This window comes from Thermocatellispora tengchongensis (assembly GCF_014202315.1).
Lineage (GTDB): Bacteria > Actinomycetota > Actinomycetes > Streptosporangiales > Streptosporangiaceae > Thermocatellispora > Thermocatellispora tengchongensis.
This window is the reverse complement of record NZ_JACHGN010000021.1, coordinates 138,292-158,671: the sequence shown is the minus strand read 5'-3', so window position 1 is coordinate 158,671 and position 20,380 is coordinate 138,292. Positions and strand designations below refer to the sequence as shown.

The following is a 20,380-nucleotide window of genomic DNA, read 5'->3' as shown; positions in this document are numbered from 1 at the left end:
TGGCGCGCGGGCAAAAGGTCCTCGCTTCGCTCGGCCGTTTTTCTGAGTGTCGGGCTTCGCCCGACGCTAGCGCCCAATGCGCCCACCCGTTGCCCACCACCTCTGATAGCCCACCTGGCGCCCACCCGGGCCCGCGCGCGTCGCGCGCGATGGCAGGGCAGCCGTAGCACCGGGCGCCTACGGCACAGGTTGCCACGGCCACGGGCGTGGCCCACGTTCACCGCGCAGGCAGGCCAGCCGCAGCACCACCTCGTCCTGCCGTGCGGGATTCTCAGCCGCGACCTGCGCGGCCATGCATGTCATTCGAAACTCGCGGATGTCCCGCATCGTCGTGAACCCTGCCCACGCGGTCACGTCGTGCCCGTACGCCTGTACGAACACCTCGTAATCCTCGCGCGTGATGCCGGCGATCGTCAGTGCCTTCACCGCCGTGGAGACCAGGTCCCACTCGGGCGGGCCGATCGAGCACCGCTCCAGGTCGAGCAACACCACCTCACCGTCGGCGGTGGAGACGACGTTGCCGATCCAGGCGTCGCCGTGCACGACGCACTCGGGCAGCCCCGGGGGCAGCTCCAGGTACCGCGCTTCCAGCTCCTCCAGGTGGCGGCGCATCCACCGCCGGTCCGCCTCGTCGAGGGTGACCGCCCGGTCGATCCGCTCGGTCAGCCGCACAAACGGGTCCAACCGGCCGATGTCGATCCCGGCCGGGGGCGGTAGGTCGTGCAGGCGGCGGAGCGCGGTGGCTACCTGGTACGCGGTCCCGGGTCGGTGGGGCGGTAGCTCTCGCCACCAGGTGACCGCGCGGCCGTCCACGGCGACGGGCTGCTCGACCCCGGACCACACCCGTACGGCAGGCACCTGGCTGGCCTCCAGCCACCTGGCCACGGCCACCTCGCGGGCTGCGGCGGCGGCCTGGCCGGCGCGGGTGATGCGGGCGATGATCCCGCCGGGGAGCCGGTAGAGCGCGTTCTCGCCCAGCCGGACCAGCTCTGCCCCGGCCACATCGAGGCCGGCGCGGCGGCCGGCCTCGTCCAGCACGGCCCGCGTCCCGGCGTCGGCGCTCTGGCTCATGACCGCGTCGCCTCTGTGATGCGGCGCCGCAGTTCGACCACCTGTCCATGCCGTTGGTGCGGGAGGGCGAGCCGGGACAGCTCCTCCATGTCCGTCTGCGCGCGGCGTGAGCGGACGGTACCCGCGTCGGTGAGCGCTCGGGCGCCGATGTGCGCGGCTTCCACCGGGTCGCCCGTCACCATGGTCAGGGACGCGAGCTTGATGCCGCTGATCGCCCGGGACCGTACGTACGCGGAGGTGTGCCCGGCGACGGCGCTCGCCAGGCGACCCGTCGCCTCGCTGACGAACTTCCCGTTGATCGCCAGGTCGTAGAGGGCGTGTCCGGTATCCCCGGCGTGCTGCGCGGCATCGTAGTACCGCATCCATGGCGGCTCCTCGGACGGTTTGACGCGAGCGAACTCCTCATCGCCCCTGCCCACCGTCGCCAAGGTCTCCTGCACCCGGCCCAACTTGGCCAGCGCCCGAGCCCTGGCCGACATCAACATGGCGCGCTCGGCAGGAGTCAACCGGTCCGACCGAACCATGGCGAACTCGATCAAGGTGAGACCGTTGTCGGCGTCGCCGGTCCAGATCGCCTGCCTGGCCATCGAGGATAGGATCTTGGCGCGCAGGTGCCAGTCACCGGCCTCTTCCGCGCATCCCAGCGCCATCCCGAACATTCGGCGCGCGTCATCATGGCTGAAGCTGTCGAAAGCCATGAACGCGGCAACGTGCCCGAGGTGGCCGACGGCGCTGAACAGATCGTTACGCAGGCTGTTCGGGCAACGAGAGTGACGCAGCAGCCCCACCGAGTAGCGGAGCTGCGCAGCCACCGCCTCGCGGACCAGTCCGCCGCCATAGGTGTGATCCCATGAGGAAAAGACGCCGGCGATGTGGCGAAGCTTTCGGATGTCGCCTTCGGTCACCACTGCAGGGAGGCCGGACGACCTGGCGGGGGAGGCCGGCTCGGACAGCTCAACGAGCGAGACGGCCGCGGCCGCCCCGAGTGCGGTGCGAATGAACCCTTTCCGATCCACATCTTCCTCGGTAATGGCCGGTTCCGACGCTGATTTCGTGCGTTGAGGGCGGTGAAACCCGAGGTCGCTGTCACGCTCGACCCCGAAAATGTGCCGTAAAGCGGCCCGATAGTCAGAATTCGGCCACCGCACCTCACCGCGCTCAAGCTTGCCGATGTAATGTCGGTTCAGCCCACCTTCGCGCCGGTACATGTCGTATATCCAGGCGTTGGCCAGGTCCGCGATGTCCTGGCGTGACGCGCTCTCGCCCGGGGCGGAGGGGGAGGACAATTGTTTCCGGGCCCGCTGGAATTGCAGGTTGGGCTGCGTCATCGCATATCTCCCTTCGGGGGCATCGTCGCACACCCCGTCACGCGAGACCTTACGAATCTGACTCCAATCTGCCCCGGTTCTGCCCCTTGACTGACCCGCTATCTGGTGTTCCCAGGGCGACTGCGGCACTCCACAGTGGAGCCAAGCCATCACTATTCGTGAGGAGCGGCGAATGCATGCCCTTGACGCGGCCATGCGCCAGAACCGCGTGCCGGATGATCCTCGTCGCGGCCATGACGAACTCCGACGATCCGACCCGCTGTGGCGGGTGTCGGTGCCGTCGTGCCTCGCCGACGGACACGCCCCGAGATCGCCCAGGTCGCCGTTGCCCTCCCCAGCGCCGGCGAATCCGGACAACGACCCCGCATTCGTAGCCCCCAGCCGAGGCATCCACATGACGAGCACCCCCGCAATGCCGACTATCTGCACATGCGAACTCGCCGGGACGCACGCCGCGCCCCGGGACGGGCGCGAGTTCGTCGCTAAGGCGGTGTCCGGCCACCCGCGCGCCGATGACCTCGTCCAGATCGCGTCCGAGCTGATCACCAACGCGGTGCGCCATACCCGCTCCAGGCAGCCGGGTGGCCGGGTGGACGTGAGCGTGGCAGAGGGGATGGGCTTCACCGGCGTCGAGTACGCCGTGGTGGAGGTCACCGACGACGGCTCCGACACCCAGCCGTGCGTGCGGCGCTCGTACGCGGCGGAGGAGTCCGGGTACGGGCTCGCTCTTGTCGAAAACCTGGCCGCCCGGTGGGGTTACTACACCCTCGGTCGGCGGCGGACGGTGTGGGCGGCGGTGACGACCCATGACCCCTGCGCCGCGTGACGGCCGGCACCCTCGGGGTGTTCCGCTGTCATGCCAAGACGCGGTGTATCTCCACATCATCACCGGGACATGGCCCGCCTGGGCCATCACTCCCGGGCCCATCTGGTGGGCGGTCCGCCGTGACCCGCTGCCCCCGCGCCTGCGCGCCGCCGGGCTGCGGCCCGCCATCGGCCGGCCGAGCGCGGTGGAACTGGTGGTGGAGTTGCGCGCCGAGGACCGTACCGCCCAAGAGCTGGGTGCCGACGATCCCGGCCACCGGCCGTCGCATCAGCCCACGTCCGCCGAATGGCTCGACGGCCGGACCCCGATGCCCCTGCAACCGTCTCAACGTGACAAGGAGAGGCCATGACCGTCCTGACCGACCGGCCCGCTGGGGCCGGCGCCATCACACCCCGCGACAGCATCAGCGCGGATCTGTTCGTCCGTCTCGTCGCCCGCATCGCACGCGAGCAGAACATCCCCATCGACCACGCCGAGCGCATCATGGACCAGGCGCTCGCGTTCCTGCGCGTATGCGCGGCCAACCCCGGCGCCCGCCTGACTCCCTCGCCGCAGGTGGACATCGGCTGGCACGCCTTCATCCTCTACACCGCCGAGTACGCGGGCTTCTGCTACGCCGTGGCCGGGCGGTTCATCCACCACCGGCCTGAGGACACGCCCGGCGAGCGCGGCCCTGGCGCCGAGCGGCTCGCCGCTACCGTCGAGGCGATGCGCGCGGCCGGCCTGCCGGTGGATGAGGATCTGTGGACGTGCGCCGGTGAGTGCGGCGAAGGCTTGTGCAGCCAGTGCTACCAGGGCTGCGCCGACGACCCGAAGACGGAGGGCTGAACCCATGGCGCGGATGGGGTGGGAAGAAGTCCCCGAGGCGGCCCGGGACGACGTCCGTGAAGTGCTGGGGGAACGGTACGGCGAACTGGTCGAGATCGAGCCGGCATCGGCGGGCATCATGCCGGGCGTCGCCGCCCGCCTGCGCGCCGAGCGCGGGTCTCTGTTTCTCAAAGGGTGCCCGGCCGGGCACCCCGCCGGTCGGCTTCACGCCCGGGAGCGGTGGGCGGGCGAGGTCATGCCCGCCGCCGTGCCGACGCCGCGCCTGGAGTGGTCCAGTCACGACCACGGGTGGATCACGCTGTTGTTCGCGTACCAGCCCGGCCGCCGGCCGGACCTCGCCCCGGGCTCGCCGGACCTGCCCGCGGTGATCGACCTGGTGGCCGGGCTGGGGTCGTTCCTCACTCCGTGTCCGGAGGAGTTCGCCGTCCCGGCGGCGGAGAACGTGGAGGCGCTGCTGGCCAAGGCCCGGCACATGCTCACGCGGGAGGATCTGCCCGGCCATGGCCGGTACGCCGCCGCCCTCCATGGCTTCGGCGTCGAGGCCGTGGCAGGGGACACGCTGGTGCACTACGACCTGAGTGCGGGGAACCTGAAGGTGCACGAGGGCGCGGCGTCCGTGCTGGACTGGGGGTTCGCCTGCACGGGTGCCGACTGGCTGGACGCGGCGTTGTTCGCGCCCCGCCTGGTCGAGGCCGGCCACCCGCCGAGGCAGGTCGAGGCTCTGTACGCCGACGTGCCCGCATGGCAGGCCGCGCCGCGCGATGTGGTCGCCGGTCTGGCTGCGGCGTGGACGCTGTTCCGCGCGTACAAGGCAGAGCACGGCCCGCCGGACGCGCGTGGGGCACGGCGCCGAGCGGCGGCGGCCGGGCGGGTGTGGATGGAGCACTGCCTGTCCACCGCCTGAGCGTTCCGCTGGAGACCATGAGACGGCCTGCCATCGCAGGCTCATCCGTCCTCCTGGATGGAGGTGTTTCCGAAGGGGGCGGCTGTACGGCCGGTGTCGGCCGTACAGCTCATGGGTTCACCGCCCGGAACAGGGGTGGTCGTTCACTTGGCTTCTTGATCGAGGTTGCCCTGTGCCTCCGCCGACAGGTCCTGCCAGTCGGCCCAGGTCTTGAGGCGGTCGGCGTAGACCTGCTGGAGCATCGGGTAGAAGCCCAGGCCGAAGAGGACCCGCAGGGGTGGGTTGTCGGAATCGACGATCTTGAGCAGGGCCTGGGCGGCGGCGGCCGGGTCGCCGGCGGGCTGCTTGCCCGCCATTGCGGCGATGCGCCGGCGGAGGCCGTCGTAGATCGGGCTGGGCTCGGCCATGTGGCCGTTGGCGAGGGGGTCGGGGTTCTTGCCGGACCTGGTGGCGAAGCCGCCGGGCTCGATCACGGTCACCTTGATGCCGAAGTCGGCGACCTCCTGGGCGAGGGTTTCGTTCAGGGCTTCCACGGCCCACCTGGAGACCTGGTACGCGCCGCCGAGCGGCATCGCGATGAGCCCGGCGGCCGAGGAGAGCTGGATGATGTGCCCCGCGCCCTGCTCGCGCAGGTAGGGCAGCGCGGCCTGGATGACCCACACCGGGCCGAACAGGTTGGTCTCCAACTGGTCGCGCAGGTGCTGCTCGGTCAGCTCCTCGATCGCGCCGATCTGGGCGTAGCCGGCGTTGTTCACGATGACGTCGAGACGGCCGAAGTGTTCCCTGGCCCGCTTGACGGCGTCGAAGACGGCGGCCCTGTCGGTGACGTCCAGCGCGAGCGGGAGCACCGCGTCGCCGTGGGCCGCGACCAGTTCGCCGAGGCTTTCGGGGTTCCGGGCGGTCGCGGCGACCTTGTCGCCGCGGGACAGGGCGGCCTTGACGAATTCGCGGCCGAGGCCGCGGGAGGAACCGGTGACGAACCAGACCTTGCTCATGATTAGTTCCCGTTCTTTCTGCGAGCGGTGGCGGTCGCGCGGCGGTGGCCGCGCAACGAGGCCCAGGCGATCAGTGGTGTAGTTGTGCGCGCGGATCGTTCGCGCGGCGTCCTGACGACCATGAGGCGCCGGCGGCCCGATCCCTGTGACAGTGCGGTTCTGTGACATACGCCACCCATGAGGGGTGTCACACGGCGGCGGGGGCCGGCGCCTTGTGGGTTGGTAGCACGGTTGAGAGCGAACGGGTGGGAGCCGGAGATGAACGAGCACAGTGAGCCGACGACGGGCACGGCGGAGCCGTGCGCCGATGGGATGGACTCCGCTACCGAGATATTCCTCGCCCACCGCAACCTGCTGTTCACCGTCGCGTACGAGATGCTCGGATCGGCGGCCGACGCCGAGGACGTGCTGCAGGAGACCTGGCTGCGGTGGATGAAGGTCGACATGGAGCAGGTGCGCGACCAGCGCGCGTACCTGGTCCGGATCACCACCCGGCGGTCGCTGGACCGGCTGCGCACGATGAGGCGGCGCAAGGAGGCGTACGTCGGCCCCTGGCTGCCCGAGCCGTTGCTCACCGCGCCGGACGTGGCCGAGGACGTCGAGCTCGCCGAGAGCGTGTCGATGGCGCTGATGCTCGTCCTGGAGACGCTGTCGCCGACCGAGCGCGCCGTCTTCGTGCTGCGCGAGGTGTTCGATCTGGACTACGACGAGATCGCGGGCGCCGTCGGCAAGAGCCTCGTGGCCGTCCGGCAGATCGCGCACCGTGCCCGCCGGCACGTCGATGCCCGGCGGCCTCGCGAGGTCGTCTCCCCGGGCCAGACCCGGGCGGCCCTGGAGTCGTTCCAGCGCGCGCTCGAAACCAGGGACCTGCAGGGCCTGCTTGACGTGCTCGCCCCCGAGGTCGTCCTGGTGAGCGACGGCGGCGGCGTCAAGCAGGCCGCGCCGCGGCCGATCAGCGGCGCCGGCAAGGTGGCCCGCCTCATCGTCGGCGGTCTCGGCAAGGCCGGCGTCACCCTCACCGGCGAGCCCACCGTGGTGAACGGCAACCCGTCACTCGTCCTTCACGTGGACGGCGAGATCGACGGCGTCATGGCGATCCGCGTCGAGGACGGCCGCATCACCGGCCTGTACTACGTCCGCAACCCGGAGAAGCTGACCCGCATCGACTCCGAGACTCCGCTCACCTTGCGGTGAACCGGTGCACGCCGGTGCACGCCGCTTTACGCCGGTTTACTGGTGCGGGACGGACTTGGCGGGGCTGTCACTGCGCCTGGGCCCCTTCCTGGTGCGTCTGCGGCGTTCCCCGCGGGCCTCGCGGGAGTGCCGCGGGAGACTTAGAATCGGGGCGAGGTGACGATGAGCTGACCGAGGTCCGGGTTCCAGACTTCCGTGGGATGCAGGCGCTGAACGCCTGGCTTCTCGGTCACGACGCGGGCGTGCTGTTGCTGGGGCCCGACCCCGACGGGCCGGGATCGGTCACCAATGGGATCGTCGTCGCCCAGGACCCTCGGCCCGGCACCCTCGTGCCCCGCTGGGCCACGGTCAGAGTCCGGATGCGCGATGGCGGCGAGGGCGGGGTGCGCGAGCCGCGCACCCCTGTCACGCCGCCCGGCGAGCTGACCGCCGACCTGGGCGAAGCCTGAACGAGCCGCGACGGCGGTACTCGCGGTACGGCGGTACACGTGCGTACCTGCGTGACCGATGCGCGCTGGTGGTACTCACGCCGATAACCGTGCGGAAACATCGTAGAAAAACGATTGACTTGGCTCTTGTCCGGTTTGTGAGGCGGCTGCTACCTTCTGGTCAATCGATTGACTTGTGAAGGAGAGCGTCGAGGTAATGGCTGTCACGATCGACCTGACGGGGCGTACCGCGCTCGTCGCGGGGGCGGCGGGAGGGCTCGGTGTGGCGTGCGCCCGGGCTCTGGCCGAGGCCGGCGCCGATGTCGTGCTCTCCGACCTCGGGGGGCCGCGGCTGGAGGAGGCCGCGGCGGCGCTGGGGGTGGCGGCGCGGGCCGCGGACATCGCCGATCCCGGCCAGGCGGCGGGGCTGGCGGACGGGCTGGAGCGGATCGACATCATGGTCAACTGCGCCGGGATCATGCGCACCACGCCGCTGCTCGACGTGCCCGTGGCGGAGTGGCGGCGGATCGTGGACGTCAACCTGAACGGCGCGTTCTGGCTCACCCAGGCCGTGGGGCGGAAGATGGCGGCGCGGGGGGCCGGGTCGATCGTGACGCTGGCCTCGGTGGCGGCGCGGTCGGGGCGGCCGAACGCGGCGCACTACGCGGCGACCAAGACCGCGCTGCTCAGCCTGACCAAGAGCGCGGCGGAGGCGCTGGCGCCGGTGCGGGTGAACGCGGTCTGCCCCGGGGTGTTCCTCACCCCGATGTGGGAGGAGATCATCGCCGACCGCGACGAGCGGTTCGGGCCCGACGCCGGGCGGCAGTACTTCAAGGAGGTCAACGACCGCACCCCGCTGCGCCGCCACGGGATGCCGGAGGAGCTGGCCAACGTGGTGCTGTTCCTCGCCAGCGACCTCGCCTCCTTCGTCACCGGGCAGGCGATCAACGTTGACGGCGGACTGGAGATGGACTGACGCATGGCGGCCACCACCGGACCCACGCGGTCCATGCAGACCTTCAAGCTGCTGCCCGAGCTGTTCGGCGACCCGGGCATGGCGGAGATCTTCTCCGCCGAGCGTACGGTGCTCGCCTGGCTGCGGGTGGAGGCGGCGCTCGCCCGTGCCCAGGCCGAGGCGGGCGTGATCGGCGAGGCCGACGCCGAGGCCATCGCCGAGGCGTGCGTGCTGCGCACCATCGACCTGGACCGGCTGTGGCGGGAGGCGGTCAACGTCGGCTACCCGATCCTGCCCCTGGTACGGATGATCGCGGCGGCGCTGCCCGACGGCCCCAACGGGCGGGTGCACTACGGCGCGACCACCCAGGACATCATGGACAGCGGGCTCGCGCTGCAGATGGGCGAGGCGCTGGGCCGGATCGAGACGCTGCTCCACGCGTTCGGCGACGCGCTGGCCCGGCTGGTCGAGGAGCACGCCGACACCGTGATCGCCGCGCGCACCCACGCGCAGCAGGCCGTGCCCACCACCTTCGGGGCGAAGATGGCGGTGCTGCTGGCCGAGGTGACGCGGCAGCGGGCGCGGGTGCGGGCGGCGGCGCGGCGGGTGTCGGTCGTGTCGCTGTTCGGGGCGGGGGGCACCTCCGCGGCCCTGGGCGCGCAGGCGGCGCAGATCCGCAAGGGCATGGCGCTGCGGCTCGGGCTGAGCACCACCGAGGTCCCCTGGCACGTCGCCCGCGACGGGGTGGCGGAGTTCGGCGTGGTGTGCGCGGGCGTGGCCGCGACCGCCGCCCGCTTCGCCCGCGAGATCGTGGACCTGTCGCGCACCGAGGTCGGCGAGGTGCGCGAGGCGGGCGGGCACCACCGCGGGGCCAGCTCCACCATGCCGCAGAAGGCCAACCCGATCGGGTGCGAGGCGATCATCGGCATGTCCGGCACGGCCGGGGCCCTGGGCTCGGCGCTGTTCCGGGCGATGGAGGCCGGGCACGAGCGCGCCGCCGGCGAGTGGCAGGTCGAGTGGTACGTCGTGCCGCAGCTCGCCGAGCTGGGCGCGGGCGCCCTGGCCACCGCCGCCGACGTGGCGGGCGGGCTGCGCGTCTTCCCCGAGGCGATGCGCGGCAACCTGGACGCCGAGGGCGGGCTGATCATGGCGGAGGCGTACATGATGCGGCTGGCCTCGGCGCTGGGCCGGGAGCAGGCCCACGACCTGGTCTACCAGGCCGCGCACGAGGCGCGCGCCGGCGGCAGGACCCTGGCCGACACGCTGCGCGAGCTGGCCGGCCCCGCCGAGCTGGCCGTGCTGGGCGAGCTGCCGCTGCCGCCCGAGTCCTACATCGGCGACGCCGAGAGCGTCTGCGAGGCCGCGCTCGCCGCGTGGCGGAGTGAGGAGAGCGAGGATGAGTGAGCGCAGGCTCGCGGATCTGCTGGCCATGTGGCGCATCCGCGCCTTCGAGGAGAAGGTGCGTGACCTGCGGCTGGAAGGGCCGATCGTGGGCTCGGTGCACCTGTGCATCGGCCAGGAGGCGATCCCGGTCGGGGCGTGCGACGTGCTCGAACCCGAGGACGCCCTGTACGCGACGTACCGGGGGCACGGCTGGGCCATCGCGCGCGGGGTGCCGGTGGAGGCGCTGTTCGCGGAGCTGATGGGGCGCGCCACCGGCGTGAACGGCGGCCGGGGCGGCTCGGCGTACTTCACCGCGGCCGACCATGGCTTCCACGGCGAGAACTCCATCGTCGGGGCGGGTGCGCCGATCGCGTGCGGCGCGGCGCTGGCCGGGCGCTTCGACGGCTCCGACCGGGCCGCGGTGACGGTGTTCGGCGACGGCGCGATGAACCAGGGCGCGGTGCACGAGGCGATGAACTTCGCCGCCGCGTTCGACCTGCCGGTGGTGTTCGTGTGCGAGAACAACCGCTACTCCGAGCTGACCCCGATCGCCGACATGGTGCGCGCCCCGCGCCTGGCCGACCGGGCGGCGGCGTACGGGATGCCGGGGTACCGCATCGACGGCAACGACGCCGAGGCGGTCCGGTTCCACATGCGCGACGCGCTGGAGGTCGCCCGCGAGGGCGGCGGGCCGACGCTGCTGGAGTGCATGACCGAGCGCATCGTCGGCCACTACATCGGCGACGCGGAGAACTACCGCAAGCCGGGCGAGCTTGACCGGATCAGGCGGCGCGAGCCGATCGCGCGGCTGAAGGAGGGGCTGCTGGCCGACGGCGTGCCGGCGGCGGAGATCGACGCGGTGGAGGAGAAGGCGCGCGGAGAGATCGAGGCCGCCGCCGCGGCGGCCATGGCCGCGCCGTACGCCGACCCGGCGACCGCCAGGGAGCACCTGTATGCCTGAGACCAGCAAGCCCGAGATCCGGAAACTCGGCTACGGCGAGGCGGTCAACGCGGCGCTGCACCGGCTGATGGAGGAGCTGCCGGAGACGCTGGTCTACGGCGAGGACGTGGGCGTGCCCGGCGGGGTGTTCGGGGTGACCCGGGGGCTGCGCAAGAGCTTCGGCGCGCGGGTGTTCGACACGCCGATCAGCGAGGCGGCGATCCTGGGCAGCGCGGTCGGCGCGGCAATGATGGGCCGCCGTCCGATCGTGGAGATCATGTGGGCGGACTTCTCGCTGGTCGCGCTGGACCAGATCGTGAACCAGGCGGCCAACGTGCGCTACGTCTCGGCGGGCAGGCTGACCGCGCCGCTGACGATCCGCACCCAGCAGGGCAACGCGCCGGGGGCGTGCGCGCAGCACTCGCAGTGCCTTGAGGCGCTGTTCCTGCACGTGCCGGGGCTGCGGGTGTGCATGCCGTCCACGCCTCAGGACGCCTACGACCTGCTGGTGACGGCGGTGCACTGCGACGACCCGGTGCTCGTGATCGAGAACCGGACGCTGTACTTCGGGGCCAGGCAGGAGGTGACCGTCGGCGGGCCGGTGCCGCCGATGGGCGGTGTGCGGGTGCGGCACCCGGGGAGCGACGTGACCGTCGTGACCTGGGGCGCGATGACCTGGCGCGCCGTGGAGGCCGCCGAGCTGCTGGCGGGCGAGGGCATCGGCGTCGAGGTGGTCGAGACGCCGTGGCTGAACCCGTTCGACACCGAGGCGGTCGTCGCCGCGGCCGGGCGTACGCGCCGGCTCGCGGTCGTGCACGAGGCCAACGTCACCGGCGGCTTCGGCGCGGAGGTCGTGGCCAGGGTGGCGCAGGCGGGCGTGCCGCTGCTCGCGCCGCCGATCAGGATCGGCGCGCCGGACGTCCGGATGCCGGCCGCTCCGGTGCTGGCGCAGGCCCTGCTGCCCGACGCGGATCGCATCGCGGGGGAGGTGCGAACGCTCGTCCGGGGCTGATCGGCCCCCATGGCGAGGCATTCATGTCCCATCAAGTCAAACGTTTGACCTCCCACAAGCAGGAGAGACAGTGAAGAAGGCATTCCTCCTCGTGGCCGCCATCGCGATCGGCGCGACAGCCTGCGGCGGCAGCGGCGGCGACTCCGCCCAGGCCGGCGACGGCGGCAAGAAGGAGTACACGATCGGCGTGTCCAACCTGGGGCTGAGCTTCCCGTTCCCGGCCGCCATCGGCAAGGGCATCAAGGACGAGGCCGCCCGGCTCGGCGTGAAGATCGTGGAGCTGGACGCCCAGGGCAAGGCCGACAAGCAGAGCAACGACATCCAGGACCTCATGGCACAGCAGCCCGACGGCGTATTGATGCTGCCGGTGGACTCCGGCGTGGCCCAGGGCCTGGCCGACCGGCTCAAGGCCGCGGGCATCCCCACCGTTGCCGTCGCCTCGCAGGTCGGCGACCCCAAGACCCGCCCGCTCAAGGACGTCTACCCGGGCCTGGTCGCGCTGGTCACCCAGGACGAGTACGCCGCCGGCGGCAAGGCCGGCGAGATCGCCGCCCAGGTCCTCCCCGGCGGCGGCAAGATCGCGGTCGTGGAGGGCGCGGCCGGGTTCGCCGAGGTCGTCAACCGCTGGCAGGAGTTCCCCAAGGCGGCCGAGGCCAAGGGCGCCACGTTCGAGGTCGTGGCCCGCCAGCCGGGCGACTGGGTGCAGGACAAGGCGCAGTCGGCCTGCCAGAACATGCTGGCCGCCAACCCCGACATCCAGCTCTTCTACGCCCAGTCCGACGACATGTCGGTGGGCTGCGCCAAGGCGGTGAAGTCCGCCGGGTCGAAGGCCAAGGTGATCGGCATCGGGGGCAGCAAGCTGGGCATCGACGCGGTCAAGTCGGGCGACGTGTCCGGCACCGTCTGCTTCAAGCCCGAGGACCTGGGCAAGCTCGCGCTGGACACGCTCTACAAGCACCTGACCGGCGAGAAGAAGCAGAACGCGGCCTTCGTCACCTACGACACGCCGCCGATCACCAAGGACAACGTCGCCGACTGCACCCCGCAATGGTGACCACCCCGCTGCTCTCCCTGGAGGGCGTCGGCAAGTCGTTCCCGAACGGCACCGTCGCCCTCCGCGGAGCGCGGCTGACCGTGATGCCCGGCAGCGTGCACGGCCTGGTCGGCGCGAACGGCGCGGGCAAGTCCACCATGATCAAGGTGATCGCCGGGGCGCACGCCCCGACCACCGGGACCGTGCGCTGGAAGGGCGAGCGGGTCGTCTGGCGCGACCCGGGAGCGGCCCGCTCCGCCGGCGTCGCCACGATCATGCAGCACGTGCCGCTGGCCCCCACCCTGACCGTGCTGGAGAACGTCTTCCTCGGCAGCAGGGGGCCGTGGCGGCTGCCGCGCCGCCGTCGCGGCGAGTTCGCCGACCTGCTCGACCGGGTCGGCTACCGCATCGACCCCGACGCCGAGGTGGCCGACCTCGCCATCGGCGAGCGGCAGATGGTGGCGATCCTGCAAGCCCTGGCCACCGGCGCGGAGCTGGTGGTCATGGACGAGCCCACCGCCTCCCTCGCCGAGGGCGAGCGCCAGGTCGTCTTCGACGTGGTGCGCCGCCTGTCGGCGCAGGGCACCGCCTTCCTGTACGTCTCGCACTTCCTGGACGAGGTGCTCTCGCTCACCGACCGGGTCACGGTCCTGCGCGACGGCACCGTCGTGGAGGAGGGCGAGACCGCCGGCTACGACGAGGACCGGCTGGTGCAGGCCATCTTGAGCGAAGCCTACGCGGCGAGCGGGGTGGGCCGTGAGGGACGGCGCGCGGGCCGCGGAGCGAGCGAGGAAGGCGAGCGACCCAGGAGCACCGGGCGCGACCTGCTCGCCGGCGAGCGGGTCCCCGCCGCGCCGGTCGCGGCCGAGGCGCCGGTGCTGCTGTCGGTGCGCGGCCTGAACTCCCCGGCCGGGGTGCGCGACGTCTCCTTCGACGTGCGCGAGGGCGAGGTCGTCGGCATCGCCGGCCTGCTCGGCTCGGGCCGCTCGGAGATCCTGCACGCCGTGTACGGCGCCGACCCGCGCGCCCGCGGCGAGGTCCTGGTCGGCGGCAGGCACGTACGCCGTACGCCCCGGGCCGCCGTCGCCGCCGGGATGGCCCTGGTCCCCGAGGACCGCAACGCGCAGGGGCTCGTCGGCGCGTTCCCCATCTGGAAGAACATCTCGCTGCCCGACCTGCCCGCGCTGTCCTCGGCCCGCGCCCTGCCCAGCGAGCGGGCCGAAGGCGACCGCGCCCGCCGGGCCATCGCGGACCTCGGCATCGTCTGCCCCGGGCCGGACGCGATGGTCACCGAACTGTCCGGCGGCAACGCGCAGAAGGTCGTCTTCGGCAAGTGGCTCTACGGCGGCGCCCGCGTGTTCATGCTCGACGAGCCCACCGCCGGCGTGGACGTCGGCGCCAAGGCCGACATCCTGGAACTCGTGCGCCGCTTCGCCCAGGGCGGCGGCGCGGTGCTCGTGGTGAGCAGCGAGTTCGAGGAGATCCTCGCCGTCGCCACCCGCGTGCTCGTGGTCCGGGAGGGCCGCGTCGTCGCCGAGCGGCCGGCCCACGAGACATCCGAGGAGGAACTGCTGATGCTGGCCAACGGATTCGACGCGGGGGGCGAGCCCCATGCGGCCTAGGCTCCTGGCGGCCCTGAGACCGGGCAACGCGGGCGTGGTCTACGCGCTGATCCTCATCGTCGGCGCGCTGACCGTGCTGTCGGCCCGGCTCGGCCGGCCGAGCTACCTGTCCGAGACCAACATCGTCAACATCCTGGACCAGTCCTCGCTGGTGGCGATCCTGGCCGTGTTCACCACGGTCGTGCTGATCAGCGGCAACTTCGACCTGTCGGTGGCCTCGGTGGCCGCGTTCTCCGCCGCGACCGCGCTCAGCCTGGTCGGCTCGCTCGGGCTGCCGGCGGCCATGGCCATCGCGCTCGGGGCGGGCCTGGTCTGCGGCGTGGTCAACGGGGTGATCGTCCAGCTCGTCGGGATCAACGCGTTCATCGTCACGCTCGGCACCATGACGGCGGTGCGCGGCCTTGTGCTGATCGTCACCGACGGGCGTACGGTCACGGCCAAGGACCCCGAGGCCCAGCAGTCGCTGATCGCGCTGCAGGCCGGCTACTGGACCGTGCCGCACATCCTCGCCGTCGTCGGCGGCATCCTGCTGGTCATCGGCGCGATCCTGGCGCTGCGCAAGTCGCGGCGCGGCCTGGTCCTGGCCGGCGCCGGCGTGGTGCTGGCCGCGCTCAGCCCGCTCGTCGGCTGGGACCTGCGGCTGAGCAAGCCGACGTACTACCTGATCGTGATCGCCGCGGTCACCTGGGCCGTGCTGCGCTACACCGTCATCGGCCGCCGCCTGTACGCCGTGGGCAGCAACGCCGAGGCCGCGCGCCTGTCCGGCATCAACGTCAACCGGTACAAGATCGGCGCGTTCGTGCTCAACGGCCTCGGCTCGGCCTTCGTCGGCGTGCTGTTCGCCGCCAAGCTGCTCGCCATCAACCCCACCGGCCTGCAGGGCACCGAGCTGACCGTGCTCGCCGCGGCCATCCTGGGCGGCACCTCGCTGTTCGGCGGCCTGGGCAGCGTGCTGAAGTCGGTGGTCGGCGCGCTGATCCTGTTCACCCTGGACAACGGGTTCAACGTGCTCAACCTGGGCGCCAACTACCAGGGCGTGATCGTCGGCACCGTCGTCATCGTCGCCGCCGCGATCTACACCATCGCCGGCCGCCAGCGGCAGGTGAAACGGGTGCGCGAGAGCCAGGCCAAGGCCGGGGAGCCCGCGCCGGAACGCGAGCCGCAGGAGGCGCTGCGATGAGGGGCGTGTGGCACTTCTCCTTCACCGTCTCCGACCTGGACCGGTCGGTCGCCTTCTACCGCGACCTGCTCGGCTTCGAGCTGGTGCACACCCAGGACCAGGACAACGCCTACACCCGCAGCCTCGTCGGCTACCCGGACGCGGTTCTGCGCATCGCCCAGCTCGCCGTCCCCGGCCAGCCGCGCGGCGTCTCCACCCATGACCTGGAGCTGGTGGAGTACGTCGTGCCGCGCGGCGCGGGCCCCGGCCCGGCCCGGCACCTGCCCGGGGCGGCCCACCTGGCCCTCACCGTCGAGGACGCCCTCGCCGAGCACGAGCGGCTGTCGGCGGCCGGGGTGCGTTTCGTCTCGCCGCCGAACGCGATCACGGCCGGGATCAACGCGGGCGGCTACGCCTGCTACTTTCTCGACCCTGACGAGATCACGCTGGAGCTCGTCCAGCCGCCGAAGGGGAGGATCGGATGACGGTCATCGACGCCCACCAGCACTTCTGGAACCTGGAGACCGGGTCGTACCCGTGGCTGACCCCGGAGGCCGGGCCGATCTACCGCACCTTCGAGCCGGAGGAGCTGATCCCGCAGCTCGCCGCCTGCGGCGTGGACCGCACCGTCCTGGTCCAGTCGGCCAACACCTACGCCGACACCGACGCGATGCTCGCCCAGGCCGACGCGTACGACTTCGTGGCGGCCGTGGTCGGCTGGGTGCCGCTGGACCGCCCCGGCGAGGCCGCGGAGGCGCTGGAGCGCTACCGGGCGCACCCGCGCTTCGCCGGCGTGCGGCACCTGATCCACGACGAGCCCGACCCCGACTGGGTGGTGCGCGAGGAGGTGATCGAGGGCCTGAAGCTGCTGGCCGACGCCGGCCTGCCGTACGACGTGGTTGGGGTGCTGCCCCGCCACCTGGAGCACGTGCCCACGCTGGCGGAGAAGGTGCCCGGCCTGCGCCTGGTGCTCGACCACCTGAACAAGCCGCCGATCAAGGACAAGGGCTGGGAGCCGTGGGCGTCGCTGCTCGCCCGCGCCGCGTCCTACCCCAACGTGTACGCCAAGGTGTCCGGCCTGAACACCGCCGCCGACGCCGAGACCTGGACGGCGGCCGACCTGCGGCCGTACGTGGAGCACGCCATCGAGGTGTTCGGGCCCGACCGGCTGATGTTCGGCGGCGACTGGCCGGTGGCGATCCTGGCCGGCGACTACGCCAAGGTGTGGCGCGAGACCAACGCGCTGCTCGACGGGCTGCCGCAGGCCGATCGCGACGCGATCCTCGGCGGCACCGCCGCCCGCTGCTACGGGATCGGGGGCTGAGGCCGTGCTCGACATGCTCGCCCCGATCGCCGCCGCCGCCGACCTGACCATCCCGCCGGAGCACCGCCTGCCGATCGCGATCGTCGGCGCCGGGTCGATCGTGGACGTCGCGCACCTGCCGGCGTACCGCGCCGCCGGGCTGGAGATCACCGGCCTGTACGACCTGGACGCCGCCAAGGCCGCCGAGGTCGCCGCCCGCCACGGGGTGCCGAAGGTCTACGCCTCCCTGGACGACCTGCTGGCCGACGACCGGGCGCGGGTCGTGGACATCGCGGTCGCCCCCGAGGCCCAGCCCGCCATCGCCCGCGCCGCCATCGCGGCCGGCAGGCACCTGCTGTGCCAGAAGCCGTTCGCCCCCGACGTGGCGACCGGCGAGGAGCTGGTGGCGCTGGCCGCGGCCGGCGGCGTCAAGGTGGCCGTCAACCAGCAGCTCCGCTTCGACGAGGGCATCGCCGCCGCCCGCGCCATGGTGCGCGCCGGGTGGATCGGCGCGCCCACCGCGATGACCTTCACCGTGAACATCTTCACCGACTGGAGCGGCTGGGACTGGCTGGTCGGCACCGAGCGGCTGGAGATCGTCTACCACTCCATCCACTACCTGGACGCCATCCGCTCCATCCTGGGCGATCCCGAGCTGGTCTTCTGCACCGGCAGCCGCACCGCCGGGCAGCTCCCCAAGGGCGAGACCCGCACCATGAGCACGCTGGTCTTCCCCGGCGACGTGCGCGCGCTGGTGCACGTCACGCACGAGAACCGCACCGGCGACCACGAGGCCGCCTTCCGCATCGACGGCACCGAGGGCGCGATCAAGGGCACCCTCGGCCTGCTGTACGACTACCCGCACGGCCGTCCCGACACCCTGGAGGTCAACGGGCGCGGGCGTACGGACGGCTGGCTGCCCTACCCGGTCACCACCCGCTGGCTGCCCGACGCCGTGGCCGGGCCGATGGGCTCGCTGCTGCGGGCGATCGCCGAAGGAGGGGAGCCCGAGACCGCCGCGGCGGATAACCTGGGAACGCTGCGCCTCCTGCACGCCCTGTACCGCTCGATGGACACCGGCGAGAGCCAGAGATTGGGATCAGCGTGAAGGCCACCCGGGTCACCCTGGCCCACGTCGCCGCCATGGCGAAGGTCGACCGGGCCGTGGTGTCGCGCGTGATCAACAACGATCCCACGCTGAACATCCGCCCCGAGACCCGCGAGCGGGTGCTGCGCGCCGTGGCCGCGCTCGGCTACCGCCCCAACGCGGCGGCCCGCAGCCTGCGCACGGCCAGGGCGCACATGTTCGGCCTGTTCATCCCCGACTTCGCCAACCCCGTGTACGCCGAGATCATCAAGGGCGCCGAGGCCGCCGCGGCCTCGCTCGGGTACGTCCTGGTCACCGGCAGCGCGACCGGGGCCGGCCTGAAGGGCTACATGGACCAGCTCGGCCAGGGCCGCATCGACGGCCTGCTCCTGGCGGGCGCGGAGGAGGAGTCGGAGCTGACCGAGCAGCTCGACCGCGCCGCCGTACCGTGGATCATGCTCAACCGCCGCATCCCCTCGGCACGCCGCTACGTCATCCTGGACGACGAGCGCGCCGCCCGCCTGGCCGTGGAGCACCTGGTCGGCCTCGGCCACCGCCGCATCGCCCACCTGGCGGGCCCCGCCACGGCCGACACCGCCACCCGCCGCTCGGCCGGCTACTCCGCCGCCATGCGCGACGCCGGCCTGCCCGACGGCCCGGTGGTCCAGGCCGACTACACCCCCGCGGGCGGCGCGGCGGCGATGGCCGAGATCCTGGCCGCCCCCGAGCCCCCCACCGCCGTCTTCGTGGCCAACGTCGCCTCCGCCATCGGCGCCCTGGAGGCCGCCAGGGCGGCCGGCTTCGACATCCCCGCCCGCCTGTCCATGGTCGCCGTGCACGATCTCGACCTGGCCAGCTACCTCTATCCCCCGCTCACCACGGTGCGCATGCCCCTGGAGGAGCTGGGCCGCCGGGGCGTGGCCCTGCTCGGCTCCCTGAAACCGGACGAGACCGTCGAGGAGATCCTCGACGGCCCCATCCAGCTCATTCCCAGGGCCTCCACGGCGCCGCCTCCCGGCTGACCCGGGCGCCCGCGCTCAGGCGGTCGGAGCGGTCTTGGCGTACTCGGCGGCGCCGCCCGCGAAGTCGTAGACCACGCACTGCTCCTGGCCGACCACCCAGGCGTCGTGGCCCGGGGTGGCGACGAACAGGTCGCCGGGGCCCGCCTCGGCCTCGGTGCCGTCGTCCATGCGGATGTGCAGGCGTCCCCGCAGCACGTAGCTGCTGTGGTGGAACTGGCAGGACTCCGTGCCGGCGATCGGCTTGACGGAGGCGGACCACCGCCAGCCCGGCTCGAACGTGGCGATGCCGAACGTCAGGCCGGTCAGGTTGTAGATCTCAAGGTGGCCCATCGGGAAGTCCCGGCGCTCGTCAGGCTTGTCGAGATTGCGTACTTCTAGCATGATTTGCCCCCTTTTGTCCCCATAGTTCGAGTCTTGCACCGGCGGAGGGAGCGGACAAGGCCCGGCGTCGCCGAGCACTAGCATCGAGGTATGCGTGTGGTGATCGGGGGCGGGCACGGCAAGATCGCGTTGCGGCTGGAGCGGCTGCTCGCCGCGCGGGGCGACGAGGCCGTGGGCCTCATCCGCGATCCCGCGCAGCAGGAGGACCTGCGGCGGGCCGGGGCGGAGCCGGTGGTGTGCGACCTGGAACGGGCCGGCGTCGCGGAGGTGGCGCGGGTGCTCGCCGGGGCCGACGCGGCGGTCTTCGCGGCCGGCGCGGGGCCGGGCAGCGGAGTCGCGCGCAAGGACACCGTGGACCGCGCGGCGTCCGCGCTGCTCGCCGACGCCGCCGAGCGGGCGGGCGTGCGGCGGTTCCTGCAGATCTCGTCGATGGGCGCGGGCCGGCCCCCGCGCGAGGGGAGCGACGAGGTGTGGGCCGCCTACATCGAGGCCAAGACCCGGGCCGAGGAGGACCTGCGCGGGCGCGACCTCGACTGGGTGATCGTCCGGCCGGGCGGTCTGACCGACGATCCGGGGCGCGGGCTGGTGCGGCTGGCCGAGCCCGGCATCCCGCCGGGCAAGGTGACCCGCGACGACGTGGCCGAGGTGCTGGCCGCGCTGCTGCGCGCGCCCGGCGTACGGCGGCGCATCCTGGAGCTCACGGCGGGAGAGATCCCGATCGAGCAGGCCGTGCGCGAGGCCGGGGGAGCCTAGGCGCCGGAGTCGGGCTCGTCGCGAACCGGGGGGTAGACGTGGTCGCCGAGGTGATCGGGCGGTAACACGCACCGGCGCTCACCGGCGACGCTCTCGCAGCGCACGGCATCTTCGCGGCGGGGGAGGGGAGTCGAGGCCGTGGTGCTGCTTCCCATG

At 72.4% G+C, this 20,380-nt stretch carries 22 protein-coding genes; 18 read left to right on the top strand and 4 right to left on the bottom strand.

Translation table 11 applies throughout. From position 1 onward, the window contains the following. Positions 1-177: 177 nt before the first annotated feature. On the bottom strand, positions 178-1,071 hold the full coding sequence (locus tag HNP84_RS38570; RefSeq protein WP_185054978.1) for a phosphotransferase family protein: 894 nt from the start codon (positions 1,069-1,071) through the stop codon (positions 178-180). Continuing rightward, a complete protein-coding gene (locus tag HNP84_RS38565; RefSeq protein WP_185054977.1) occupies positions 1,068-2,399 on the bottom strand; it encodes an NsdA family TPR-like regulatory protein in 1,332 nt (443 codons plus the stop codon). The genes HNP84_RS38570 and HNP84_RS38565 overlap by 4 nt, the downstream gene beginning before the upstream one ends. Before the next feature lie 412 nt (positions 2,400-2,811). Here HNP84_RS38565 and HNP84_RS38560 point away from each other — a divergent pair, with 412 nt between their 5' ends. The 4 genes from HNP84_RS38560 to HNP84_RS38545 are packed head-to-tail and all read left to right on the top strand — an operon-like array spanning position 2,812 to position 4,957. Further along, positions 2,812-3,225 (top strand): ATP-binding protein, encoded by a 414-nt coding sequence (locus HNP84_RS38560; RefSeq protein WP_185054976.1) that lies wholly within the window; start codon positions 2,812-2,814, stop codon positions 3,223-3,225. Between the two features lie 43 nt (positions 3,226-3,268). Further along, on the top strand, positions 3,269-3,574 hold the full coding sequence (locus HNP84_RS38555) for a hypothetical protein (protein ID WP_185054975.1): 306 nt from the start codon (positions 3,269-3,271) through the stop codon (positions 3,572-3,574). Then, positions 3,571-4,053, top strand: a complete 483-nt coding sequence (locus HNP84_RS38550; protein ID WP_185054974.1) for a glycine-rich domain-containing protein — start codon at positions 3,571-3,573, stop codon at positions 4,051-4,053. Before HNP84_RS38555 ends, HNP84_RS38550 begins: the two co-directional genes overlap by 4 nt. A gap of 13 nt (positions 4,054-4,066) precedes the next feature. Then, entirely contained in the window at positions 4,067-4,957 is an 891-nt protein-coding gene (locus HNP84_RS38545; RefSeq protein ID WP_185054973.1) for a phosphotransferase family protein, read from the top strand. A gap of 143 nt (positions 4,958-5,100) precedes the next feature. On the opposite strand, the gene HNP84_RS38540 is transcribed toward HNP84_RS38545, so the two are convergent. Continuing rightward, the gene (locus HNP84_RS38540) at positions 5,101-5,952 is read right to left on the bottom strand and encodes an SDR family NAD(P)-dependent oxidoreductase (protein ID WP_185054972.1); all 852 of its coding nucleotides are present in this window, start codon (positions 5,950-5,952) and stop codon (positions 5,101-5,103) included. Between the two features lie 258 nt (positions 5,953-6,210). Here HNP84_RS38540 and HNP84_RS38535 point away from each other — a divergent pair, with 258 nt between their 5' ends. From HNP84_RS38535 to HNP84_RS38475, 13 genes are all read left to right on the top strand, one after another. Next, a complete protein-coding gene (locus tag HNP84_RS38535; protein ID WP_185054971.1) occupies positions 6,211-7,146 on the top strand; it encodes an RNA polymerase sigma-70 factor in 936 nt (311 codons plus the stop codon). 200 nt (positions 7,147-7,346) lie between these two features. Further along, positions 7,347-7,595, top strand: a complete 249-nt coding sequence (locus tag HNP84_RS38530) for a PASTA domain-containing protein (RefSeq protein WP_185054970.1) — start codon at positions 7,347-7,349, stop codon at positions 7,593-7,595. A gap of 196 nt (positions 7,596-7,791) precedes the next feature. Beyond that, positions 7,792-8,550, top strand: a complete 759-nt coding sequence (locus tag HNP84_RS38525) for an SDR family NAD(P)-dependent oxidoreductase (RefSeq protein ID WP_185054969.1) — start codon at positions 7,792-7,794, stop codon at positions 8,548-8,550. Positions 8,551-8,553: 3 nt separating this feature from the next. After that, positions 8,554-9,933: a lyase family protein gene (locus HNP84_RS38520; RefSeq protein WP_221337277.1), complete on the top strand. Its 1,380-nt coding sequence runs from the start codon at positions 8,554-8,556 to the stop codon at positions 9,931-9,933. Then, positions 9,926-10,873: a thiamine pyrophosphate-dependent dehydrogenase E1 component subunit alpha gene (locus tag HNP84_RS38515; protein WP_185054968.1), complete on the top strand. Its 948-nt coding sequence runs from the start codon at positions 9,926-9,928 to the stop codon at positions 10,871-10,873. The genes HNP84_RS38520 and HNP84_RS38515 overlap by 8 nt, the downstream gene beginning before the upstream one ends. Continuing rightward, positions 10,866-11,864 carry an alpha-ketoacid dehydrogenase subunit beta gene (locus HNP84_RS38510; RefSeq protein ID WP_185054967.1) on the top strand — a complete coding sequence of 333 codons (999 nt, stop codon included), beginning with the start codon at positions 10,866-10,868 and terminating at the stop codon, positions 11,862-11,864. The genes HNP84_RS38515 and HNP84_RS38510 overlap by 8 nt, the downstream gene beginning before the upstream one ends. A gap of 70 nt (positions 11,865-11,934) precedes the next feature. Then, on the top strand, positions 11,935-12,918 hold the full coding sequence (locus HNP84_RS38505; RefSeq protein ID WP_185054966.1) for a sugar ABC transporter substrate-binding protein: 984 nt from the start codon (positions 11,935-11,937) through the stop codon (positions 12,916-12,918). After that, on the top strand, positions 12,912-14,519 hold the full coding sequence (locus HNP84_RS38500) for a sugar ABC transporter ATP-binding protein (protein WP_185054965.1): 1,608 nt from the start codon (positions 12,912-12,914) through the stop codon (positions 14,517-14,519). The genes HNP84_RS38505 and HNP84_RS38500 overlap by 7 nt, the downstream gene beginning before the upstream one ends. Beyond that, positions 14,509-15,699, top strand: a complete 1,191-nt coding sequence (locus tag HNP84_RS38495; RefSeq protein WP_185054964.1) for an ABC transporter permease — start codon at positions 14,509-14,511, stop codon at positions 15,697-15,699. Before HNP84_RS38500 ends, HNP84_RS38495 begins: the two co-directional genes overlap by 11 nt. Next, a complete protein-coding gene (locus HNP84_RS38490) occupies positions 15,696-16,163 on the top strand; it encodes a VOC family protein (RefSeq protein WP_185054963.1) in 468 nt (155 codons plus the stop codon). Before HNP84_RS38495 ends, HNP84_RS38490 begins: the two co-directional genes overlap by 4 nt. After that, positions 16,160-17,002, top strand: a complete 843-nt coding sequence (locus HNP84_RS38485; RefSeq protein WP_185054962.1) for an amidohydrolase family protein — start codon at positions 16,160-16,162, stop codon at positions 17,000-17,002. The genes HNP84_RS38490 and HNP84_RS38485 overlap by 4 nt, the downstream gene beginning before the upstream one ends. Positions 17,003-17,015: 13 nt before the next feature. Continuing rightward, entirely contained in the window at positions 17,016-18,089 is a 1,074-nt protein-coding gene (locus HNP84_RS38480) for a Gfo/Idh/MocA family protein (RefSeq protein ID WP_246519236.1), read from the top strand. Then, positions 18,086-19,090, top strand: a complete 1,005-nt coding sequence (locus HNP84_RS38475; protein ID WP_185054960.1) for a LacI family DNA-binding transcriptional regulator — start codon at positions 18,086-18,088, stop codon at positions 19,088-19,090. The genes HNP84_RS38480 and HNP84_RS38475 overlap by 4 nt, the downstream gene beginning before the upstream one ends. Positions 19,091-19,105: 15 nt before the next feature. On the opposite strand, the gene HNP84_RS38470 is transcribed toward HNP84_RS38475, so the two are convergent. Continuing rightward, entirely contained in the window at positions 19,106-19,471 is a 366-nt protein-coding gene (locus HNP84_RS38470; RefSeq protein ID WP_185054959.1) for a cupin domain-containing protein, read from the bottom strand. Positions 19,472-19,561: 90 nt separating this feature from the next. On the opposite strand from HNP84_RS38470, the gene HNP84_RS38465 reads away from it, so the two are divergent. Continuing rightward, the gene (locus HNP84_RS38465) at positions 19,562-20,224 is read left to right on the top strand and encodes an NAD(P)H-binding protein (protein ID WP_185054958.1); all 663 of its coding nucleotides are present in this window, start codon (positions 19,562-19,564) and stop codon (positions 20,222-20,224) included. Positions 20,225-20,380 lie beyond the last annotated feature (156 nt).